The 18,099-nt window shown below is 58.8% G+C and carries 19 protein-coding genes and 2 pseudogenes; 3 read left to right on the forward strand and 18 right to left on the reverse strand.

What is annotated here, in order from left to right:
* The 4 genes and pseudogenes from E4S61_RS17120 to E4S61_RS17135 form a co-directional block, all read right to left on the reverse strand.
* Positions 1–415, reverse strand: a pseudogene (locus E4S61_RS17120) (DDE-type integrase/transposase/recombinase); the annotation flags it as partial.
* Positions 397–813, reverse strand: a complete 417-nt coding sequence (locus E4S61_RS17125; protein WP_135305168.1) for a DUF302 domain-containing protein — start codon at positions 811–813, stop codon at positions 397–399. The gene E4S61_RS17125 and the pseudogene E4S61_RS17120, both read right to left, overlap by 19 nt.
* 91 nt (positions 814–904) lie before the next feature.
* Positions 905–1,258 carry an SHOCT domain-containing protein gene (locus E4S61_RS17130; protein WP_135305169.1) on the reverse strand — a complete coding sequence of 118 codons (354 nt, stop codon included), beginning with the start codon at positions 1,256–1,258 and terminating at the stop codon, positions 905–907.
* Positions 1,259–1,319: 61 nt separating this feature from the next.
* On the reverse strand, positions 1,320–1,616 hold the full coding sequence (locus tag E4S61_RS17135) for a hypothetical protein (protein WP_135305170.1): 297 nt from the start codon (positions 1,614–1,616) through the stop codon (positions 1,320–1,322).
* Between the two features lie 400 nt (positions 1,617–2,016).
* Between E4S61_RS17135 and E4S61_RS17140 the strand changes: the two genes are divergently transcribed.
* A complete protein-coding gene (locus E4S61_RS17140; RefSeq protein ID WP_135305171.1) occupies positions 2,017–3,015 on the forward strand; it encodes a potassium channel family protein in 999 nt (332 codons plus the stop codon).
* Positions 3,016–3,094: 79 nt separating this feature from the next.
* On the opposite strand, the gene E4S61_RS17145 is transcribed toward E4S61_RS17140, so the two are convergent.
* From E4S61_RS17145 to E4S61_RS17195, 11 genes are all read right to left on the reverse strand, one after another.
* Positions 3,095–4,408 (reverse strand): multicopper oxidase family protein, encoded by a 1,314-nt coding sequence (locus E4S61_RS17145; RefSeq protein WP_394346459.1) that lies wholly within the window; start codon positions 4,406–4,408, stop codon positions 3,095–3,097.
* Positions 4,409–4,526: 118 nt separating this feature from the next.
* The gene (locus E4S61_RS17150; protein WP_135305173.1) at positions 4,527–5,675 is read right to left on the reverse strand and encodes an MBL fold metallo-hydrolase; all 1,149 of its coding nucleotides are present in this window, start codon (positions 5,673–5,675) and stop codon (positions 4,527–4,529) included.
* Positions 5,676–5,739: 64 nt separating this feature from the next.
* Positions 5,740–7,524, reverse strand: coding sequence for a 5'-nucleotidase C-terminal domain-containing protein (locus tag E4S61_RS17155; protein WP_135305174.1), 1,785 nt, complete (start codon positions 7,522–7,524; stop codon positions 5,740–5,742).
* 349 nt (positions 7,525–7,873) lie between these two features.
* On the reverse strand, positions 7,874–8,170 hold the full coding sequence (locus E4S61_RS25950) for a hypothetical protein (RefSeq protein WP_209309536.1): 297 nt from the start codon (positions 8,168–8,170) through the stop codon (positions 7,874–7,876).
* 75 nt (positions 8,171–8,245) lie between these two features.
* Complete coding sequence (locus tag E4S61_RS25530) at positions 8,246–9,658, reverse strand: hypothetical protein (RefSeq protein WP_167768548.1); 1,413 nt, start codon at positions 9,656–9,658, stop codon at positions 8,246–8,248.
* A 460-nt stretch (positions 9,659–10,118) separates the two neighbouring features.
* Entirely contained in the window at positions 10,119–10,388 is a 270-nt protein-coding gene (locus E4S61_RS25535; RefSeq protein ID WP_167768549.1) for a hypothetical protein, read from the reverse strand.
* A 17-nt stretch (positions 10,389–10,405) separates the two neighbouring features.
* Positions 10,406–10,903, reverse strand: coding sequence for a hypothetical protein (locus tag E4S61_RS17175; protein ID WP_135305175.1), 498 nt, complete (start codon positions 10,901–10,903; stop codon positions 10,406–10,408).
* 5 nt (positions 10,904–10,908) lie between these two features.
* Positions 10,909–11,676 (reverse strand): methyltransferase domain-containing protein, encoded by a 768-nt coding sequence (locus E4S61_RS17180; RefSeq protein ID WP_135305176.1) that lies wholly within the window; start codon positions 11,674–11,676, stop codon positions 10,909–10,911.
* A 14-nt stretch (positions 11,677–11,690) separates the two neighbouring features.
* The gene (locus tag E4S61_RS17185; RefSeq protein ID WP_135305177.1) at positions 11,691–12,296 is read right to left on the reverse strand and encodes an OsmC family protein; all 606 of its coding nucleotides are present in this window, start codon (positions 12,294–12,296) and stop codon (positions 11,691–11,693) included.
* Between the two features lie 2 nt (positions 12,297–12,298).
* Complete coding sequence (locus E4S61_RS17190) at positions 12,299–12,472, reverse strand: DUF1059 domain-containing protein (RefSeq protein ID WP_135305178.1); 174 nt, start codon at positions 12,470–12,472, stop codon at positions 12,299–12,301.
* A gap of 276 nt (positions 12,473–12,748) precedes the next feature.
* Positions 12,749–13,558 (reverse strand): helix-turn-helix transcriptional regulator, encoded by an 810-nt coding sequence (locus E4S61_RS17195; RefSeq protein WP_135305179.1) that lies wholly within the window; start codon positions 13,556–13,558, stop codon positions 12,749–12,751.
* Between the two features lie 670 nt (positions 13,559–14,228).
* Here E4S61_RS17195 and E4S61_RS26230 point away from each other — a divergent pair.
* A pseudogene (locus E4S61_RS26230) lies at positions 14,229–14,557 on the forward strand (arsenate reductase/protein-tyrosine-phosphatase family protein).
* Between the two features lie 24 nt (positions 14,558–14,581).
* On the opposite strand, the gene arsM reads toward E4S61_RS26230, so the two are convergent.
* The 3 genes from arsM to E4S61_RS17215 form a co-directional block, all read right to left on the reverse strand.
* Positions 14,582–15,391, reverse strand: a complete 810-nt coding sequence (gene arsM, locus E4S61_RS17205) for an arsenite methyltransferase (protein ID WP_135305180.1) — start codon at positions 15,389–15,391, stop codon at positions 14,582–14,584.
* Positions 15,384–15,755, reverse strand: coding sequence for an ArsR/SmtB family transcription factor (locus E4S61_RS17210; protein WP_135305181.1), 372 nt, complete (start codon positions 15,753–15,755; stop codon positions 15,384–15,386). Before E4S61_RS17210 ends, arsM begins: the two co-directional genes overlap by 8 nt.
* Positions 15,756–17,112: 1,357 nt before the next feature.
* Positions 17,113–17,487, reverse strand: a complete 375-nt coding sequence (locus tag E4S61_RS17215) for a winged helix-turn-helix transcriptional regulator (protein ID WP_135305182.1) — start codon at positions 17,485–17,487, stop codon at positions 17,113–17,115.
* 153 nt (positions 17,488–17,640) lie between these two features.
* Between E4S61_RS17215 and E4S61_RS17220 the strand changes: the two genes are divergently transcribed.
* A complete protein-coding gene (locus E4S61_RS17220) occupies positions 17,641–18,072 on the forward strand; it encodes a DoxX family protein (RefSeq protein WP_135305183.1) in 432 nt (143 codons plus the stop codon).
* Positions 18,073–18,099 lie beyond the last annotated feature (27 nt).

Here is an 18,099-nt window from a genome sequence, read left to right on the forward strand (position 1 = left end):
TCAGCTTCGGAGAGATCGTGTTTCTCGGCCATTCCATGCAGAAATGCCGCTGCTGGATCGGTGCCACGACGGCCAACACGGCGACATCGAGAAGCAATTTTGTCTCAGTGTCGATTGCAGCATACAACCAAGACTGCTCGCCATTGACTTTGACAGCGGTCTCGTCGACGGCGGCCCGCCTCGGCGTCGCCGTCGGCGGGTCGCCAACGCTGTCAGATAATCGACAAATCTATTGAAAGATTGCTTGATACGAGCGTTCTACACCCAGAAGCGAGAGAATTGCTTGTGTTTCTCTGAGTGAACAACCGGTCGCGTGGTGGCGGGCGGCGAACGCCCTGACGGGCGTCGCCGTCCACTCACCCTCGTGTTGAGTTAGTTCGACGAGGACGTCGTCAGCTACTCCTCCGCTTGGGATTCGAGTTCCTCGGCAACGCTGGTGAGGACGCGCTCGAACCGCTCGTGGACCTCGGTCGCGATCGAGTCGAGCGCCTCGTTGTCAGCGAGACCGACGAGCTGTTGCGGGTCGACTGCGCTCACCATGACCTCACTGTCGTCGGTTTCGTAGACGATGACGTTACACGGGAGGAGCGCGCCGAGTTCGATTTCCTCGTTCAGGCCTTCGTGTGCTAGCCCCGGGTTGCACGCGCCGAGGATGCGGTACTGTCGAAATTCTTCGCCGAGTTTCTCTTTGAGCGTCGCCTGCACGTCGATGTCACAGAGGACGCCGAATCCTTCGTCTTTGAGCGCGTCGATCGTCGTCTCGACTACTTGGTCGAAGTCACCGGACACTGGCTCTTGTATTGTGTACGTCATGCAATATAGTACGGTATTGGCAGACTTAATAGTGGGGTTCCGAAGCGGTGAAGGCAGTGGGGCTCACGTGCTGGAACGGATTCCCGAAGCGTCACCCGGACCGTTCCAGTTGCTCGCACCGCCGTTCGAACTCGTCGTCCGAGATCTCACCGCGCGCGTAGCGCCCTCTGAGGGCCGACAGCGGCCGTCCGTCGGTTTCATCTTCTCGACGCCTTCCAAACGTGAAGATGAGGTAGAGCGGGATAGTGAGCAGCACCCCCATCCAGAGGAGCCCCCAGAGGCCCATCGTCCCACCGAAGAGCCCCCAGCCGCCGCCCATCATACCCCCGCCGTAGCTCCCGCCACCGTGTGCAGCAGCTGTTCCAGTCGTCGCGACCAGCAGCGGGACAGCGAGTATCGCGAGTCGACGAGCAGTGCGTCCGAGGTTAGTGGTGAATGGGGTCATTGACGTGTGGTGGTGGGTGAGTAGTTGGATCGTTCGATGCGTTCGGTACGGCCAGGGGCCCTCAGCAGTGGCCCTGCCCGTACATCCCGCGGTCGTAGTCGTCATCAGCCATGTCCTGGGCCATCTCGTCGACGGTCACACCCATGTGTGACTCCATCCACTCGACGCTACCAGGGCCCATGTGTTCGGTCATCTGCGCCTCCATCCAAGTGGCCCATTCATCTGCGGTGGCATTGTTCGTGGGCGCGTCGTCAGCGGTCGTGTCGCTGCCGTGTGCGCTGACCACGGGCGCGACAAACGCGAGTCCGATAATCGCGAGGGCCACGAGCAGCCAGCGGCCGATGGTGAAGTTGGTCATTGTTGTTCTCCTCGGTTACTCGTAGGACTGCTCGGAAGTTATCACGATGGGTGTGAATCCGCGCAGGAGAACGTCCGAGACTGTTTATAGGGCGTTCTAATCGTTTCTCTTGAAAGGAATCGTTCATCCGGCTCGAATTCGCTGTGGAGATGGATTGGTTCGCCTCGAACTGGTAGAACCGGTGAGGGCCGCCATCAGTGATACGCTATGCTTTGGAATATTAACCATAAGTGCAGAAAGTGGCTATCTCCAACTAGGCCATGTAACGAGGCCCAAGGATAGGCCCAAGCCGCCGAGTGATGTACCTTGAAAAGACAACGCAGCCGTCACTACCATCGACAATGAATACACTCCAGGTTCCGTTACAGTGTAACCCGGTTTTAGGAGGAATAATCGACGAATGAATGATCTCTACTTCGGAGTAGGCGTTGGTCTGCTCGTCATAGCCGTGGTTGACCTCTTGTGGACGACACTCTGGATCGAAGGCGGCTCGGGACCCCTCACTGGACGCCTGATGTCGTGGACTTGGAAGCCGCTACATCGCTTGGGAAATTATAGTCCCCGCGTTCGGACGCTGACCGGACCACTGGTCCTAGCCCTCGGACTTGGAATGTGGATCGCCCTTCTCTGGAGCGGGTGGATGTTCGTCTTCGCGAGTGCCGACAACGCCCTGAAAGACACCATTGTCTCGGGGCCCATCTCCTGGGCCGAACGCTTCTATTTCGTGGGTTACTCGTTGTTCACGCTGGGCAACGGTGACTTTGCCCCCCGAGATGGCCTCTGGCAGGTGCTGACAGCGCTGATGACTGCCAGTGGAATGCTGCTGGTGACTCTGAGCATCACCTACGTCCTCTCCGTTCTCGACGCAGTCACGCAGAAACGTACGTTTGCGCGGGACGTGAGCGGCCTCGGAACGGACGGTGAAGCGATTGTCACCACCACCTGGAACGGTGACGGGTTCGATGACGTCGCTCTCCCACTCAACAGTATCACCACGGCGCTGAACGAGCTGACGGCTAACCACAAGGCCTACCCAATCCTACACTACTTCTACACCGACGACTGCGCGGCCGCCGCCGTGCTGAGCGTTGCCAGTCTCGACGACGCCCTGATTCTCTGGCAGCGAGCGACGCCTGAGAAGCACAGACCCGCCGACTCGATCATCGAGAGCGCGCGGTCGAGCGTCCAGAGCTACCTCGACACAGTCAATACATTTGCGTCCCCATCCGACACGCAGCCACCGGCGCCTGATCTCGATGTTCTCCAAGAGGCAGGCATTCCAACAGTCCCGAAAGAAGAGTTCGACGACATGCTTGAAGAACTGGACGAGCGACGGCGGACTATGCACGGAATAGTCCAGAAGGACGCACGTCAGTGGCCAGGGGCTGAAAAAGAGTAGGACCGCACAGGCGCGTGACCATCATTTGCCACGAGGACGCGAAAGTGAACCGACAATCTTGGACAGGGGTTCAACTGGGTCATTCGACATATTTCACGACGCGTGCCATGCCCGCGTCGAGGTGATACAGGTTGTGGCAGTGGAACAGCCACCGGCCGGGATTGTCTGCGTGGAAGTCCAGCGTCACCCGTCCCCGATGTCCTGGGACCATGACCGTGTCTTTGATAGCGTTTCCGACCCGGAAAAAGTGGCCGTGGAGGTGCATTGGGTGGACGACGGGACTCTGGTTGGTCATCCGAATGCGAACGTGCTCGCCCGGTCGAATCTGGAGCGGATCGGCGTCCGGATAGGCCTGCCCGTCTATCGTCCACGTATACGATTGGCCGCCACCGCGGGACAGTGTCAAATCGAACGTCCGGTCAGGGCTCCCACTCACACCGTCGAGAGAAGAAATCGCTCGCAGGTCTCCGTACTGCAGTCGGTTACTGGGGGACGATGGAGACTGTGGGGCGCCTGAACCGCCTGCAGACTCGTACTCAACGACGGCTCTAGCTGATGGTTCGTTCCCGTCGAGTGCGTCCGCCTGAATGAACCATCTCCCCGGATTCTCCGCTTCGACCACGGCGTCGTACCGCTCGCCGGCTCCGAAGACGAACGAGTCGACGTCGACAGGGTTGACCGGCTGACCATCAGTATGGGTTACCGTCATTTCATGACCGGCAATCCGGACGCCAAAGACCGTCGCGCTGGCGGCGTTCACGAACCGGAAGCGAACTCGCTCGCCCTCTGTTACGTCGAACGTCGGTGGATTTTCGGGCAGGCGACCGTTGATAAGGAGCCCCTCGTACGGCGGCCGAACGTCACCCATCATACCGCCGCCACCCATTCCACCGCCCCTCCCACTGCCTCCTCGCCCCCCGTCTGAGGGAGGTCGAGGATCTCCGGGGAGGTAATCGTCGAGCACGACGACGTACTCGCGGTCGTACTCGACGTGTGGCTCACGCTCTTCGACGATCAGTGGACCGAGCAATCCTCGATCGAGTTGGAGCCCAACGTGACTGTGATAGAAATACGTCCCGGCAGGTTCGGCACGAAACGTGTACGTGAACGTATCGCCGGGCGCAATCGGGTCTTGAGTTACGTTCGGAACGCCATCGACCGGATTCGGGACGGGAATCCCGTGCCAGTGAATCGTCGTCTCCTCTTGGAGATCGTTGGTCAGTTCGACGCTGAGCACGTCGCCCTCCTGAACGCGTAGCTCCGGTCCCGGGAATTGACCCTCGTACATCCAATTCGTCGTCGACGTATCGGGCGCTGGTTGAATCGTCCCGGGCCCCGCGGTGAGACTGCGGGATTTGTCTGGGTTGGACGTGACTGTCGAGCGTGGCGTCACCTCACGCCCCTCGTCACCATCGGTGCCCGATAGCTGACCGGCACAGCCCGCGAGAGCTGCGAGAGTGGACGCCCCCGTCAGCTGGAGGAGTCTGCGACGGGAGAGCGGCCGCTGTCCGTTAGGCGGCACAGTTGTTAGGCCCCAGTTCGAGTTCCGTCGCTTCACCCTCGTCGTCGACGGTCTCTTTGCCGGTGTTGATGGCAATAACTGTCTCGTAGTTTGGGGGCTTCTCCGGGGCGTTCTCGGTCAGCCGTTCGACGAACGCGTCGCGGTCGAGCCCGAGAAGGTCGAGTTCCTCACGCAAGTCGCCGAGCCGGGCCGCGAGGGGCTGGCCCGGTGAGCCGTTCTCGTAGCGCCCGTCGCTCGTGACGGTGAGGTGCCCCGGCAGAACCGTCGTGTCGTCCGGGAGATCAAGGATCGTCTCGTGGAGCGAGTCGCACAGCAGTTCCGCGCCACGCGAGGCGTCATCCTCACCGAACTGGAGTTCCGTCCGTCCAACGGAGTCGACGAACAGCGTATCGCCCGTCAACAGGAGTTCGCCGTCGACGAGGTAGTTCATCATCTCAGAGGTGTGACCCGGTGTGTGGAGCGCCTCGATCTCGACGTCGCCAACTTCGATGACGTCTCCATCTGACAACGGTTCGTATTCGTACTCGACACCGCGTTCACTAGCCTTATCGCCAAGGTGGTAGGGCACGCCGACCTCCTTTGCGAGTGTTGGACTCCCAGAGATGTGATCCGCGTGAACGTGTGTATCGAACACGCGCGTTATCGAGAGCCCAGCGTCCTGGGCAGCAACTTTGAACTGGTCTGTCTGTCTGGTCGCATCGACCACGACGGCCTCTTCCGCCGCTTTCGAGCCGACGATGTAGCCAAGACAGCCCTTCGCTCGTCGCTGGACCTGCCGAACAACGAGGTCGCCACTGGTCGTCTCGATGGGGATGACCTCGTAGAGTTTGCTCCACTCTTCCATTCCGCCGGTGACAACCTCGGCGTCGTCATACCCGTGCTCATTCAGTTCAAATGCGAATGGCGTCGACGTCAGCCCCTTGCCACAGATGGCGACGACCGGTCGGCCGTCAACCAGCGCGTTCACCTGGTTCAGTTGCTCCTCGCTCAACCCCTTGTCAGGGTCGTAGGGGACGTTCTCTGCGTCACGCACGTGCCAGGCCTCGAAGCTGTCTTCGGGGCGCGTGTCGATGAGCGTGAACTGTTCGTCGGCATCGATCTTGTCTGCGAGTTGTTCCGCAGTGATGTTCTTGACCATTATCTCTCACCGGTATTCTGCCCGTGTCTACTGTTGAGTCGTTGACTCTGTCGTCGTTCGTTGCCTAGCGCTTTCGATTACGCCCTTCTTCAGGGAAGGAGGTCCCACGAGGAATCATCGCTGTCTCGCAGTAGGCCTCACCGCCCGCGTAGTCGATGCCCGGTTGGATGAACGGATACGGCCCGTCGGCGGGCGTGTTCTGCGCGCGGCCGCCGTCGTCGGCCGTCTCGACCAGTCCCATCACCTCGTAGTCGACTGGCGAGCGCTCATCGAGGTACTCGACAATGACGTCGACCGGAATCGTCTCGCCGTCCACCTGGATGTCCTGGAACGGGAACCCGCAGTTGCCGAGGTCGCGTTCGGGGTCGCCGGGCCGGCGGAACGTCGCCACCGAGTACGTCTCCTCGGGGTCGACCGGCTCGCCGTCGATTCGCATCTCGACGAGGCGACGCCCACGCTTGGCCGTCGGGTCGACGGTCACCTCGACGTTCGAGGAGAAGTTCCGGACGCGCCCGTCCTCTTGGTCGTAGGGATACGGGGTGAAGTTGTCCTCGAGGAACTCCTCCATGTGGCTCATGAGTTGCTGGCCGTAGGCGACGCCGCGAGCGATGGGCGTCGCCATCGGAAAGAACGTGTACAGCTGGCCGAGCGTGATCTCGCCGGGCGGGATGGCGGTCCCGTACCGGAACCCGTGTGAGACGGCGAGGTCGGTGTCGAAGTGCGCCTGCAGTGCGTCGTTGAACAGCGTGTTCCAGGCGCTTTCGAGGAACGACTGTCGGTAGAGCGGCGTTTCCGTCTCCCCGACGATCGTATCGAGGGGACGGTTGAGCGTTCCGGCTCCCCGCTCGAACCCGGGGTCGTCCGCAAAGAACGGCTCGCGAACGGCCGCGACCGTCTCCTGTGCATCGGTGTCCGGTTCCGGCGTGTGCTCGCCGTCCTCGGTGAGACAGTAGAGGTGGTGTCGGAACTGCACGTCACCGTCGCGCACGCGGAGGTCGACACGGCCGAGTGCCTCGCCCATCCCCGACTCGACGACCACCGTCTCGGTCTCCTCGACGACGATAGGGTCGTAGGTGTACTCGTGGGTGTGCGCGCTGAACATCACGTCGACGCTCGGGCAGTCCTTGGCGGCCTGGACCATCCACGGGAGGCCGATCTCGGTGACGGCGACCACGATATCCGCGCCGTCTTTACGGGCGGCATGCGCTGACTCTTCGAGCAGCGCGGGGTGTTTGCCGAAGCGGTATTTCTCCTCGTAGAACGCGGGCGCCATCCGGTCGACGTAGACGTTTGTCATCCCGACGACGCCGACCGAAACTCCCCCGACGTTGAGGAGTTCGTAGGCGTCGTACAGTTGGTCGTCGGTCTCCCAGTCGTAGAGATTGTTCGCGAGGACGGGGGCGTCGAGTTCGTCCATCAATTCCGCGAATTTACCGCCCTCGGCGGCCTCGTTCGAGTAATCCCAGTTTCCGGGGACGTAGACATCGGGGTCGATGTACTCGTTGATGGGGTCGAGCATCGCCCGCCCGTTCGTGTAGGTCGTCACGGCGGAGCCATGGAACGTGTCCCCGCTCATCAGCGTACAGACCTCGTAGTTTGCGCGGAGTTCGTCCAGTTTGGCCGCGAGCAGGGGAACCCCGCCACCGCGCTTGATGACGCGGTCGTCGTCTCCGAACTCGAAGTTCGGTTTCGACGTCGGGTTATCGTAGTATACCTGGTAGCGTGGCGTGAGCTGCCCGTGGAGGTCGCTGACGTGCGCGAAGACGACGTCTGGGTCGCCCGCGCCGTCGCTGGCAGGATCGCCACCGAGGGACTTCCACTCACCGAGGGACTTCTCGTTCCCGTTCATCGTAGCGCGGGTGCAGATACGTCCTCCTCCTGTTCATGAATTGTGGTTACTATTCGAAATACCGCACAAGACCCTCTACGAACACTGTGTCGCAGAAGATTGGACACGACGGCCGAGAAGTACTATCCCCGAGTTGGAAACAGAAACTCGTGACGCAGTCGAAGTGTGATTTTGAAATGTGATCGGTGACGTCTCCTTGCGGTTCTTAGGGACAATTAAGCTAAGTGAGGAAGGCATACTATCGTCTGCAAAGATGCGAACGCTGACTTGATCGTGGAGGCGGTACCGATGACGAGTAACTGGTGACGACGGGATTGTCTACGGTCGTCATTCTGGTCGCGTCTGTCATTCACGGGATCGCCGGATTCGGCTTCGCACAAGCGTCGATGGGTCTGATGCCGCTGTTCCGGTCGCCCTCGAGCGCCTCGATCATCCTCACGGCAACGGCGGTCGTGAGCAACGCTCGCGTCTGGTGGAGCGTCCGGGACGCGTTCGACTGGCGCAAATGAATCGTTCCTGTCGGCGGACTCGTCGTCGGGATGCCGCTCGGTATCTCTACGTGTTCAGCCAGTTCAACAAAGCACAGATGCGCGTCGCCATCGGCGCAGTTCTCGTGCTGGCGGTCGTTATCGTCGTCGCGACCCAACAACTCGACGTCGTCACTGACTGGATCGAGGACAAGGATTACAGGCCGGGGATCGGGGTGGGGCCGGGGATGTGTCTACCGGACTTCGCTCATCTCGTCGACCAGCTCGATCTGTCGATCCGTAATCCGGGCAATACGGGTCGCAGGGATCGGCTGGGCGTCGTCCTCCTCCACGTCCCAGCCAAGCGCCGACTTGAACTTGTCTGTGATTGAGGAGTCGGGGTCGACGTAGAGGGTGTCGCCCTCTACGTCGACGACCATGCCGACCTTGTCCCCGGAGGCGTCGTAGACCGTCTTGCCCTCGTCGTCGTCGCTCGGCGTCGTGGTGGCTGCTCCGGCTCCACCGACATCCGCGTCCGTGCCGGTCGTCGTCTCGCGGGTGGATGTCTCCGTCTCGGCGGTCATATCGGTATCCTCCTCCGATTCGAGGTCCGTCTCGACGCCGGTCTCCGTGTCAACGACGGTAGCCATCTCGAACTCGACCTCGTCTCCGCCGATGATACGGCTCTCGACGACCTCGCTCCGGCCCGTCGAGGCGTCCGTCGTCTCACCCGTGACATCGCCGGCATAGTGCTTCTCGATGGTGACCCCCTCCTCGATCGTCTCGCGCTCGAACAGATAGGTGTGGACGACGTCGTCCTCGTCGTACTCGCTCTCGATCGACCCGCTCTCGATGAGTTCCATCGTACTGACATCGACATCGACGATACCACTGTCGAGGACGTTCTGCTGGACGCCCTCGACGTCGATCTCTTGCTCGACGGCGTCCTCCTCGACCGTCTCCGACTCCGTGATGTCCATCCCGACGACTTCGCTCTCGATCGTCAGTCGTTCGGTTACTTCCTTCGTGAGCAGCCACTCCTCCTCAACGTCGACCTCGACCCCGACGGGCTCGTCCCACTGATAGCCAGATTCGAACCGAGCGGTGTCGAAGTGGCTCTCTGTATCCGCGGTGCTGGCGTCGGTCTCGGTCGAGCCGAAGTCATCGTCGTGCGAGTCCAAACCGGTCACGTCGCAGTCGAACTCCCGCGAGCGGAGCTCGGCGCCAACGACGTTCTCCTCGACGAGTTCCCGGTCGATCACCTCGCTCTGGATCTCGGCCTCCTCGACGACCGTCCGCTCGACGACGGTCGTCTCGGTGACCTCTGTCGTAACGGTCTCGCCCTCGAGCAGCGCCTCCTCGACGGCCTCGTCCTCGAGCGAGGACTCCTGGATCGCCGCGCTGCGTTCGGTCACCTCGAACGGCTCGTCATGGCCTGTGCCGCGATAAACGACGACCGAATCCCGCTCCTCGATGCCGCTGTGGAACTCGTCCCAGGTCATCTTCTCATGGTCGTCCGACAGTTGGTCACGCGAGACGATGCGGATCCGTCCGGACTCCTCGTCCGCTCCTCGGTGACGGACCGGGACGGCATCGTGCTCCTCGGCCCAGTCACTGATTGTCTCTTGGTCCGACGACAATCGATACTCGCCGCTTTCATCTCGCATAGTGTGAGTGTATTTACATCCCAGGGATGTCAGATATCGGCCTGCGAGTGCAATGGCGTCGATCAGAGACCACCATCGACGGAATCGGGGTTGGCTGGTCGGGGCGTAACCGACGCCCTCCCGCGAACGCTCCCGCGACCCGTACGATCGGCGTGGGTTCGTGACGATGGCACGCCCGGAGAGGTCGTACTCGGGATCGTCGGTCAACCTCATTGGCCACGCAGGAGCAGGTCGTTGAGGTGAAGGCGGGGAATAGCCACTTCCCCCGTGCGTCGAGTGGTACCTATGGACATAAACAGGCCAAGGGCGGGACGTCAGGGAGAGATAGCGGCGATACTGAAGGAGCGAGGCAACGGCGTGAAGCCGACGCGCGACATCGCTGACAAGTACACAGTCTTCGGCACAGGGGGAGAGGAACGTGCGCGAACTGGCTGACACCAATCGAGGAGCACTTCGTCTGTCACCAGAACGACATCCTGGACGCTGAGGCTGACTCCTGGACCGTCTCGCTGACTGGCGACGCCGCGGGATGACTCGTGTTCTGTTCGTCGCCCCACGTGTTTACAACTTCGGAGTGGATGGAGCGGGCTACATCAATCCCCCAGAAAACAACACTAGCGATACTACCGAAGGCGAGCAGATAGATACCGACGCGGAACAGGGACTCAAATAGGGTGATCTCAAGGCCGGCTTCGTTGTGCAAAATAATGTGGATTGTACGATCATCCATGATTGGAGCGTCCACCGTCACGTTGCACTCAAGCCGCGATACGCTATTACAACGCCACCGATGAAGACGATCGTCGCCAGGTAGATCGGGCCGAGATGGGTCACCCAATCGTGGGTGAACGCATCTGCCGTGTAGTGCATTGGTAACGCGAGTGCGAGACCGACGACAGCGGCGGCGACCGCAGTCGCCCACGCCCATCGAAGTCGCTGGCGCACACCATACCACGACAGGGTGGTGACGGCAATTCCTGTTGAGATAATGAATGCGGCAGTGGCGACGTGCAGGTGACTGATGTAGTACGCCACTGTCGGATTCAAATCGGCCTTCGTCATTCCATCGAGCGTACTGACCCCGAGTTCGAAGCCGCTCCCTACGAAGTTCAACACGAGGAACACGATTCCGTAGCCGATAAACGCGATTCCGGCGAGCGCCATCAACAGGGAGCCGTTCCGAAGTTGCGACCCGAGTTCGGGCTGTTCTTGCCGTTCGTCTGCGATAGATTGTTCGGTTGCCATAGTGATCACCTGTGGGCGCCAAGCGAGATGCTCTTCACGCCGTACTTCTGGCAGGCACTCGCCGCCTGCTCCGAGCGGAACTCATACTGTGTGTTGTCCCGGACATCACCCACCTCGAATCCGGTTTCTTCGATGAGCGCCGTGTAGCGGTCAATCTGTTCGGCCCCACCAATACAGGCCGCCCAGAGATCCTCGTTGTTCTTGATACTCTCGGGAATCAGTTTCTCGCTGATAATGTCCGAGACGGCGAGCCGCCCCCCAGCGGTGAGAATGCGATTCGCCTCCGTAAACACCTGCTGTTTATCGGGTGAGAGGTTGATGACCCCGTTCGAGAGGACGACGTCGAACGTTCCGTCGTCGAAAGGGACGTCTTCGATGTAGCCCCGTTCGAAGGAGACGTTCTCTATTACTGCTTCGTCGCGCAGCTGTCGCGCCTTCGCGAGCTGTTCGTTGGTCATGTCGAGACCAGTCACGCTCCCGGTGTCGCCGACGTGTACCGCCGCGACGAACACATCCGTTCCGGACCCACTCCCCAGGTCGAGGACGTCATCCCCCTCTTCGAGGGCGGCGAAATCGAAATGGTATCCGACGCCGGCGAAGGACTCCAGTGCTTCTTCGGGGATCGTGTCGAGATCGCTTACCGGGTAGCCGAGCCGTTTCGCTAGGGAACGGCCCATCTCGAAGTGATACTCCTCGGTCGGTGCCTCCGCGACGTCTCGATAGACGCTTTTGACGGCCCGTTCGAGGCGGTCAACGTCGAGTGACTCTGGCATTCGTCGTCACCTCGTCAGTCGTCGGCCGCCACCTCGGCCGAGGTGGTCACCGTGAGCTGGACGTCTTGAGCGAGCGAGACGAGCGTATACACTGGCGCACGTCGCGCCCACTCGTCGATCTGGTCTTTATCGAGGTCGGGGCTCTCGATCTCGACTTCAGCGGTCAGGTTCTCGAAGACAGCGTCGGCCTCGTCGAGATCCTTGAGACTGAAGAGGACTCTTGGATCGAACTCAGTGCGAACGCGGGTCTGGAGATACTCAATGTCGACGCCGGTAGCGACGGCATTGATGGTGATGCCGACGTTGATGCATGAAGCCAGCGCGGAGAGTGCGGCCTCGATTGGTTCTAGCCGGTCGGTCCCGCCGACCCAGCCGCCTGCGTCCAAGACTTCTTTCCACGCTCCGTAGGGAATCGTGTACTCTCGGGTTTCGCGTGCGATTGTCTCGCCGCCGAGTTCGTAGCTGTCTACCTTTGCGAGGCTGTGCGCGCACGTCCCTTCGTAGGTGGACCGGGCACCGAGCCCAAGTTGCACCTCGTCAGGGCTTTCGGCCGCGAATTCGGCGAATTCTTCGAATGTCTCAAGATCCACGCCGTGGGTGACCTGCTGGTCAGTCGCCATCGTTACACGACCTGCAGGTGGTCCGTCCGAAGTTCGTCGTCCGTGTACTCTTTCCCGTGCACCTCTTTCATGTGGTTCCTAGCCAGTTCGATCGCTTCAGCTTCGTTCTCTGACTGGATGATGAACCGGCAATCAGCTGCTGCCGATTCGCAGTCGAGTTTGTGTGCTTGTGCCATAGTGGTTCAGTTGCCTTCCGGCAGGAGCTGATAAGCGCCCAAATGTTAGGAAGCTAACTAGTGGTGCACCGACGGTGGGTGACGCTGTGTCCACATTATGATCATCCGGCAGTCACTGACATCTGTGCAGGTGATGCACAGCCGTCACCCAGTGGAAGCGAGAGCCACCGCCGGCGGAATCGCTTCCGGGCCCATTCGTTCCCAAACAGCGAGTGATGGGCCGGTTGTGTGGCGGAAACCGAGTCTGATACATCTGAGCGCAACTCACCCAGGCTGTTACTTCTCGACCGTTTCGAGTGGGACAGTCGGGGTCTGGTGCCGATAGAACTCGTGTTTTGATTCCGCCCACTCACGAGCATCCTCTGAGTCGGTGTCGACCAACACACGAACTGTGACACTATCGGAATCGTGGCCACAGATTGCGATTCGATTATCGAAGATCCCGATTCCATATGGTGGGAGCTCATCGTGTAACCACATGGTGAGATTGTCACTCGCCAGGGTCTTGGCAAACAATTCCGGATAGTTCGACCGATAATATTTGGCTATCTTTGGCGGATGGATAATCTCTGTTTGCATACCATCGATGACTTGCTGGCAGAGCTCATTCCGATAGGGCTCGAAGATCGCGATATCGGTACCGACGAAACGAAACTGGTGTGTGTCTCTGATAAGGGTAAGAAATCGGTTTAGTGGCGCGTACGGATTGTCGGCTTCAGCAACCGTCACGACCGCATCGGCACACATCTCGATCGTGAATCCACTCTCCTCGTCCGGAAGCCACTGCCAGACGTCGCGGACCTTCCGTTCAATTTCGACTCGCTCGATTAGCTCCGCGACGGCGGATGCAATGTATGCACCAAGGGGTGTCGCCTCGTATTGGTATTCATTTCTGCGAATCCAGTTGCGGTCTTCGAACTCACGTAGTGTCCGTCGAAGCGTCGAAGACGAAACGCCGGTCATCTCCCAGAGTTCGGATCGGCTCCGGGGACGAACGGTCAGTGCCACAAGCGTTGGGGCACGGTGTTCTGATCGTGTGAGATAGCCAATGTCGTCGATTGGCGACCCCTTGTCATTTGTACCCATGGTATATATACACATGGGTTTATAATAACCGTTCGCTCTCTGAGTGGACGACGTACTCCATTCGAGAGGTTCTCCAGTTCCGTTCTGTGGCGTGACCGCACTATTGACATCGCCTGAGTGGGTATTGGAGTAGAGATACTAATTAGACATCTGGGGGCTAAGGCTGTCCCCAGAATTGTATAATGAGTGTTCCGGAAAGAAGGAGCGACGCTAAGCTATAGAAGTGATCGTAGCAGGGACCGAGCGATTCCCGATATCATGCGTATATTTACCACACCAGGGGGCATAGGTACCGTATAGCCAGCAGTGCGACACTGGCTCCCGGAGACATTAATGCCAAAGACAGCATGCACAGAGTGTGGCCGTGAGTTTTCGTACGATACAGGGCGGGAGACGCCGCGTGCGCCGATGCGATTCTGTAAGTACTGTGGTGCCGAACTGCCACCACGAGAGGAGTGGTGACTAGCACTCACTTTTGGATTACCAGCCATTACCGAGTCTCTTGGCATCCCAGCTGTCGTTGCGACTACAGAGATCGATAGCAAACTGGCCGTCGAGACGTCTCTTGTCACGCTCTATCCGTGGTTTCAGATGACTCGTCGGCTGACTTGAGCGAGTAGAGGCGTTTGCTGAACGCGAGCGCCGAGGGCTCGAAGACAGCGTTGAGCTCATCACAGGTGAGACCCACCAGCTGACAGCGTTCACGAAGAGGTCGTGACGGTCATGAGCGAACTCGGGATGGATTTCTCGGCAGACACCACGTGAAGTCTCGACGGCGGAACTCGAATCCTGCGACGTTGTCGCGACCATGGCTGTTCGACGCTTGACCTCGACGCAGCGGATGTCGACGTTTGTGACTGGGCATTAGACGATCCTGACGGCTAAGACCTCGACCAGGTCCGTACAATTCGAGATGACATCGAACAGCGAGTAACGGCCCTTTTCGGCGAGCTTTTCGGCGAGGCTGACGCTTCGCACAATAGAGCAGCTTCGAAATAGAGTCGCTGGAGCCGAATAACCGTCTCAGGCCGGCTTGGTTGCCTCAATTGTCGCTGAAACCACGTACTCGCTCACGTCCCGGTCGGCGTCCCACTCCCTGATGAACTCCTCGCTTGCTTCGTCCGACTCGACCTGAATCGCCTCGAAGCCCGCGTTCGAGAGCATTCGTTCGACGTTGACTATCGGCAATGCGCCCGCAACACAAGAGGCGACTGATTCCGGGTCGGCATGAACATCCTCGGGCAGTTCGGCGGTCAATACCACGTCCGAGATCGCGAGTCGTCCTCCGGGCCGGAGGGCACGATAGGCCTCGTGGAACACCTGCTGTTTGTCGGGGGAGAGGTTGATCACACAGTTCGAAATGATGACGTCGACCGTCTCATCGGCGACTGGGAGATGTTCGATTTCACCGAGTCGAAACTCGACGTTCCGAACATCGTTCGTTGCGACGTTCTCCCTAGCCTTTTCGATCATTGCCGGCGTCATGTCAACACCGATTACATGGCCGGTGTCCCCGACTTCTTGGCCAGCAAGGAAACAATCGAAACCCGCGCCAGAGCCCAAATCAAGGACAGTCTCACCGGGTTGCAGAGCGGCGATTGCATTTGGATTGCCACAGCCAAGTCCCAGGTTTGCCCCGTCCGCCACGGCGGTTTCCTGATCTTCGGAGTAGCCGAGTTGGCGAGTCAGCCTCTCGTCGGGCCCAGCGTCCGAGTCACTACAGCAACTCGACGACTCATTCGCAATCTGTCTATACCGTCGGCGGACTGCTCGGCGCTGTTCGTCGGAAGCTAGCCCACCGGTCGTCGAATCCGGGTTGGGCTGTTCACTCATCGAGTTCACCCCGAGATTCATCAAGTGTGGTCAAGAGGGCCGTCGCTCGTGATGTTGCAGCATAGTATCGCCATTTGCCGTCTTTGCGTCGGGACACGAGTCCGGCGGCGTAGAGCCGTGAAAGCGCGTGACTAATAGCGCCCTGGCTGACACCGAGTGCCGGTTCGAGTTCACAGACACACACGTCCCCCTCTGTGTCAGCAATCAATCTGAGGACCTCGTACCGCGTGTCGTTGCCGAGAGCGGAGAGAACCTGGACGTCTGCGGTGAGTTCTGACTCAGTCAATGAATGAGTGGCAGTACAGCACTCTCTGTCCGATGGCGTGTTCTCTCCCTGTGTTGGTGAGGACGATTGTCGACTCATCTTAGCGATTGCTAATATTAGGGGGGACTAATATAAGTGTTCCCCTGGAACGGACTCCCTCGTATCGCCTCCGAACTGGAACCGCCGTCGTTTAGCGGTCAGGTCGTACGTGTAATGTATAATAGATTCAATATCTCTCCTGTAGAATTAGCACCTCAAATTGGTCAATACAGAGGATGTACCAAGCACTGCAGCGCTTTCGGCGAGATACCACTGGTTTGTGGGACCAGAGCCACGATATGACTGTATACCCCACGAGATCGGTGTTCTGGTGGAACGGTAGCTGGTGCGCTTGGGAGAGCGAGAGGATAGCGTCTATTCGGCATTTATCTCACTAGTATTTATAAATATGAAACAATAAATTTTATTATAGATTTCAGTCAACAATTTAATATGAGCCACCACGAAGGTATTATCCGATGCCCTGAGTGTGGGGGACGTCCTGGAAACGTGGCCTTTGACATCGCTACCTGTTCGGAATGTGGACATGAATGGGAGTGTAAACCATAGCGACGTTCGTTTTCAGTAACTAGTACCTGAGCTGATTTGCCCGTCGGAACGCTCTGTCAGATATAGAAGGGCGAAATACCGCTCCAGTCTTGAACCTATCCGCACTACGTTAGAAATCGCGTGCTGAATACGCATGCTCTATCTAACGGCTGTTTCAGCCGCTATCGTGAGCAAGAAACGGATGTAGGAGAGAGTCCGTACTAGCCAGTGCCCAGAAAGCGTCTCACTGAACAAGCTATCCACCGCCAGACCGGAACTCGTCGACTAATGAGTAGTCTGCTGTCGATCCGTTGTTGTGAGATGCAACGGTGGTACTGACGCGATCATCGCACTAGCCACGCGACCGCTGAGATGGTTCCCAACAGCACGCCATCGCGAGCTATCCGCAGAGTAGCACATTGGGACTGGGTTCGGATACTACGTGCGGTCACTCGGTGAGACAGTCCGTACACCGGCCGGCACCTGGAACTGTTGCATTCCCACACTTAAGGCAGGTATCGACCGTATTCCCGTGGGATTGCCCCGATACGAGTGTCTGTCGTAGTCTCTCCAACAGCCCCTGAAGCATAGCTGAATGTACTGGCTGCAAGACGTATAGTCCCCCCGATGACCATGCGTTGCCGCTGTCTACTGATGACTCCTCCAATTCCCGACGGTGATGGCCGATGTCGACTGTCGGCAGGCGGATCACAACGTCTCTCGGCTTCGCGACGAGGCCGTTCGCTCTCCGGGATTCTAACGGACGGTATTGCATGGTGGTTTCTGGGCCGCCAGCGTATGTGACTGGAGATCAAATCCGATTGAGTGCAGCTCTATACATACTGACCTCAGCACGAGGAGAGAGAACTCAGCTACGCGATGTCTCTCGGAGATACGCTTCGCCCCAAGCGTCCATCGCATCGATCACAGGTTCGAGCGACGTACCCTGTTCAGTTAGCGAATACTCAACCCGAAACGGCTTCTCACTCACGATGGCTCGATTCACGAGGCCATTGTCTTCTAGATCTTCCAGGCTATTTGAGAGGACAGTGCTGGAAATCGATTCAATCTCCTCTTTGAGCGCGTTGAATCCGAGCGGGCCATGTTCGAGCAGGCGGTGCACAATAACCGGATGCCATTTTTTCCCGATGAGATGGGTTGTACACGTTACCGTACACCAGTCATCGTCGGCACACCAAGATGCAACGCACTCCTCGTCTTTGTCTTCGCTTGCTCTACTCATTCGTCTCTACGAGTACTGACAGCAGATCTAATATTGTTACGATACTAAGTAACCATCTCAAAGTGAATGAGGATTATTGAGCTGGTTAGGAAACAGTACCCACTCAGTGCGAGCTTCGCTGACGCTTATTCGGGTTCTTGGACACTGCCCAATATGGTGAATGCATATATCGATAATCTCGAGTCAGTCCGGCAGTCTGTCCCGGAGTGGGTTCAAATCGGGCTTCGTCTCGTCCTCATCGTGCTCGTTGCTAAACCAGCCCTGAGTAAGGTCGTTACCTACGTCCATTCAGTCACATTCTTCGATGCCATTGGGCTGCCTGCTCCTGCAGCGATGGTCATTGTTGCCGGCCTCATCGAAATCGGAGCGGTTGCACTCCTCCTCGTCGGTACTGGCGAACGACTCGCGGCCATCGCACTGATCCCCGTGATGCTCGTGGCGATACTCTACGTTGGACCGGACTGGAAGAACTTCAGCGTCCTTCTGGGCGCGCTGGGGCTCCTCATTTTGACCACTGATTTCGACGCTATCTGGCATCTCGTTGCTCGCCGGCGTGGTTACCTCACGCTAACCCGGTCAGGATGACCTTGTCATAGCTTTACGGCGATACCC

Source organism: Haloarcula amylovorans (assembly GCF_004681185.1).
In the GTDB taxonomy this organism is placed as follows: Archaea; Halobacteriota; Halobacteria; order Halobacteriales; family Haloarculaceae; genus Haloarcula; species Haloarcula amylovorans.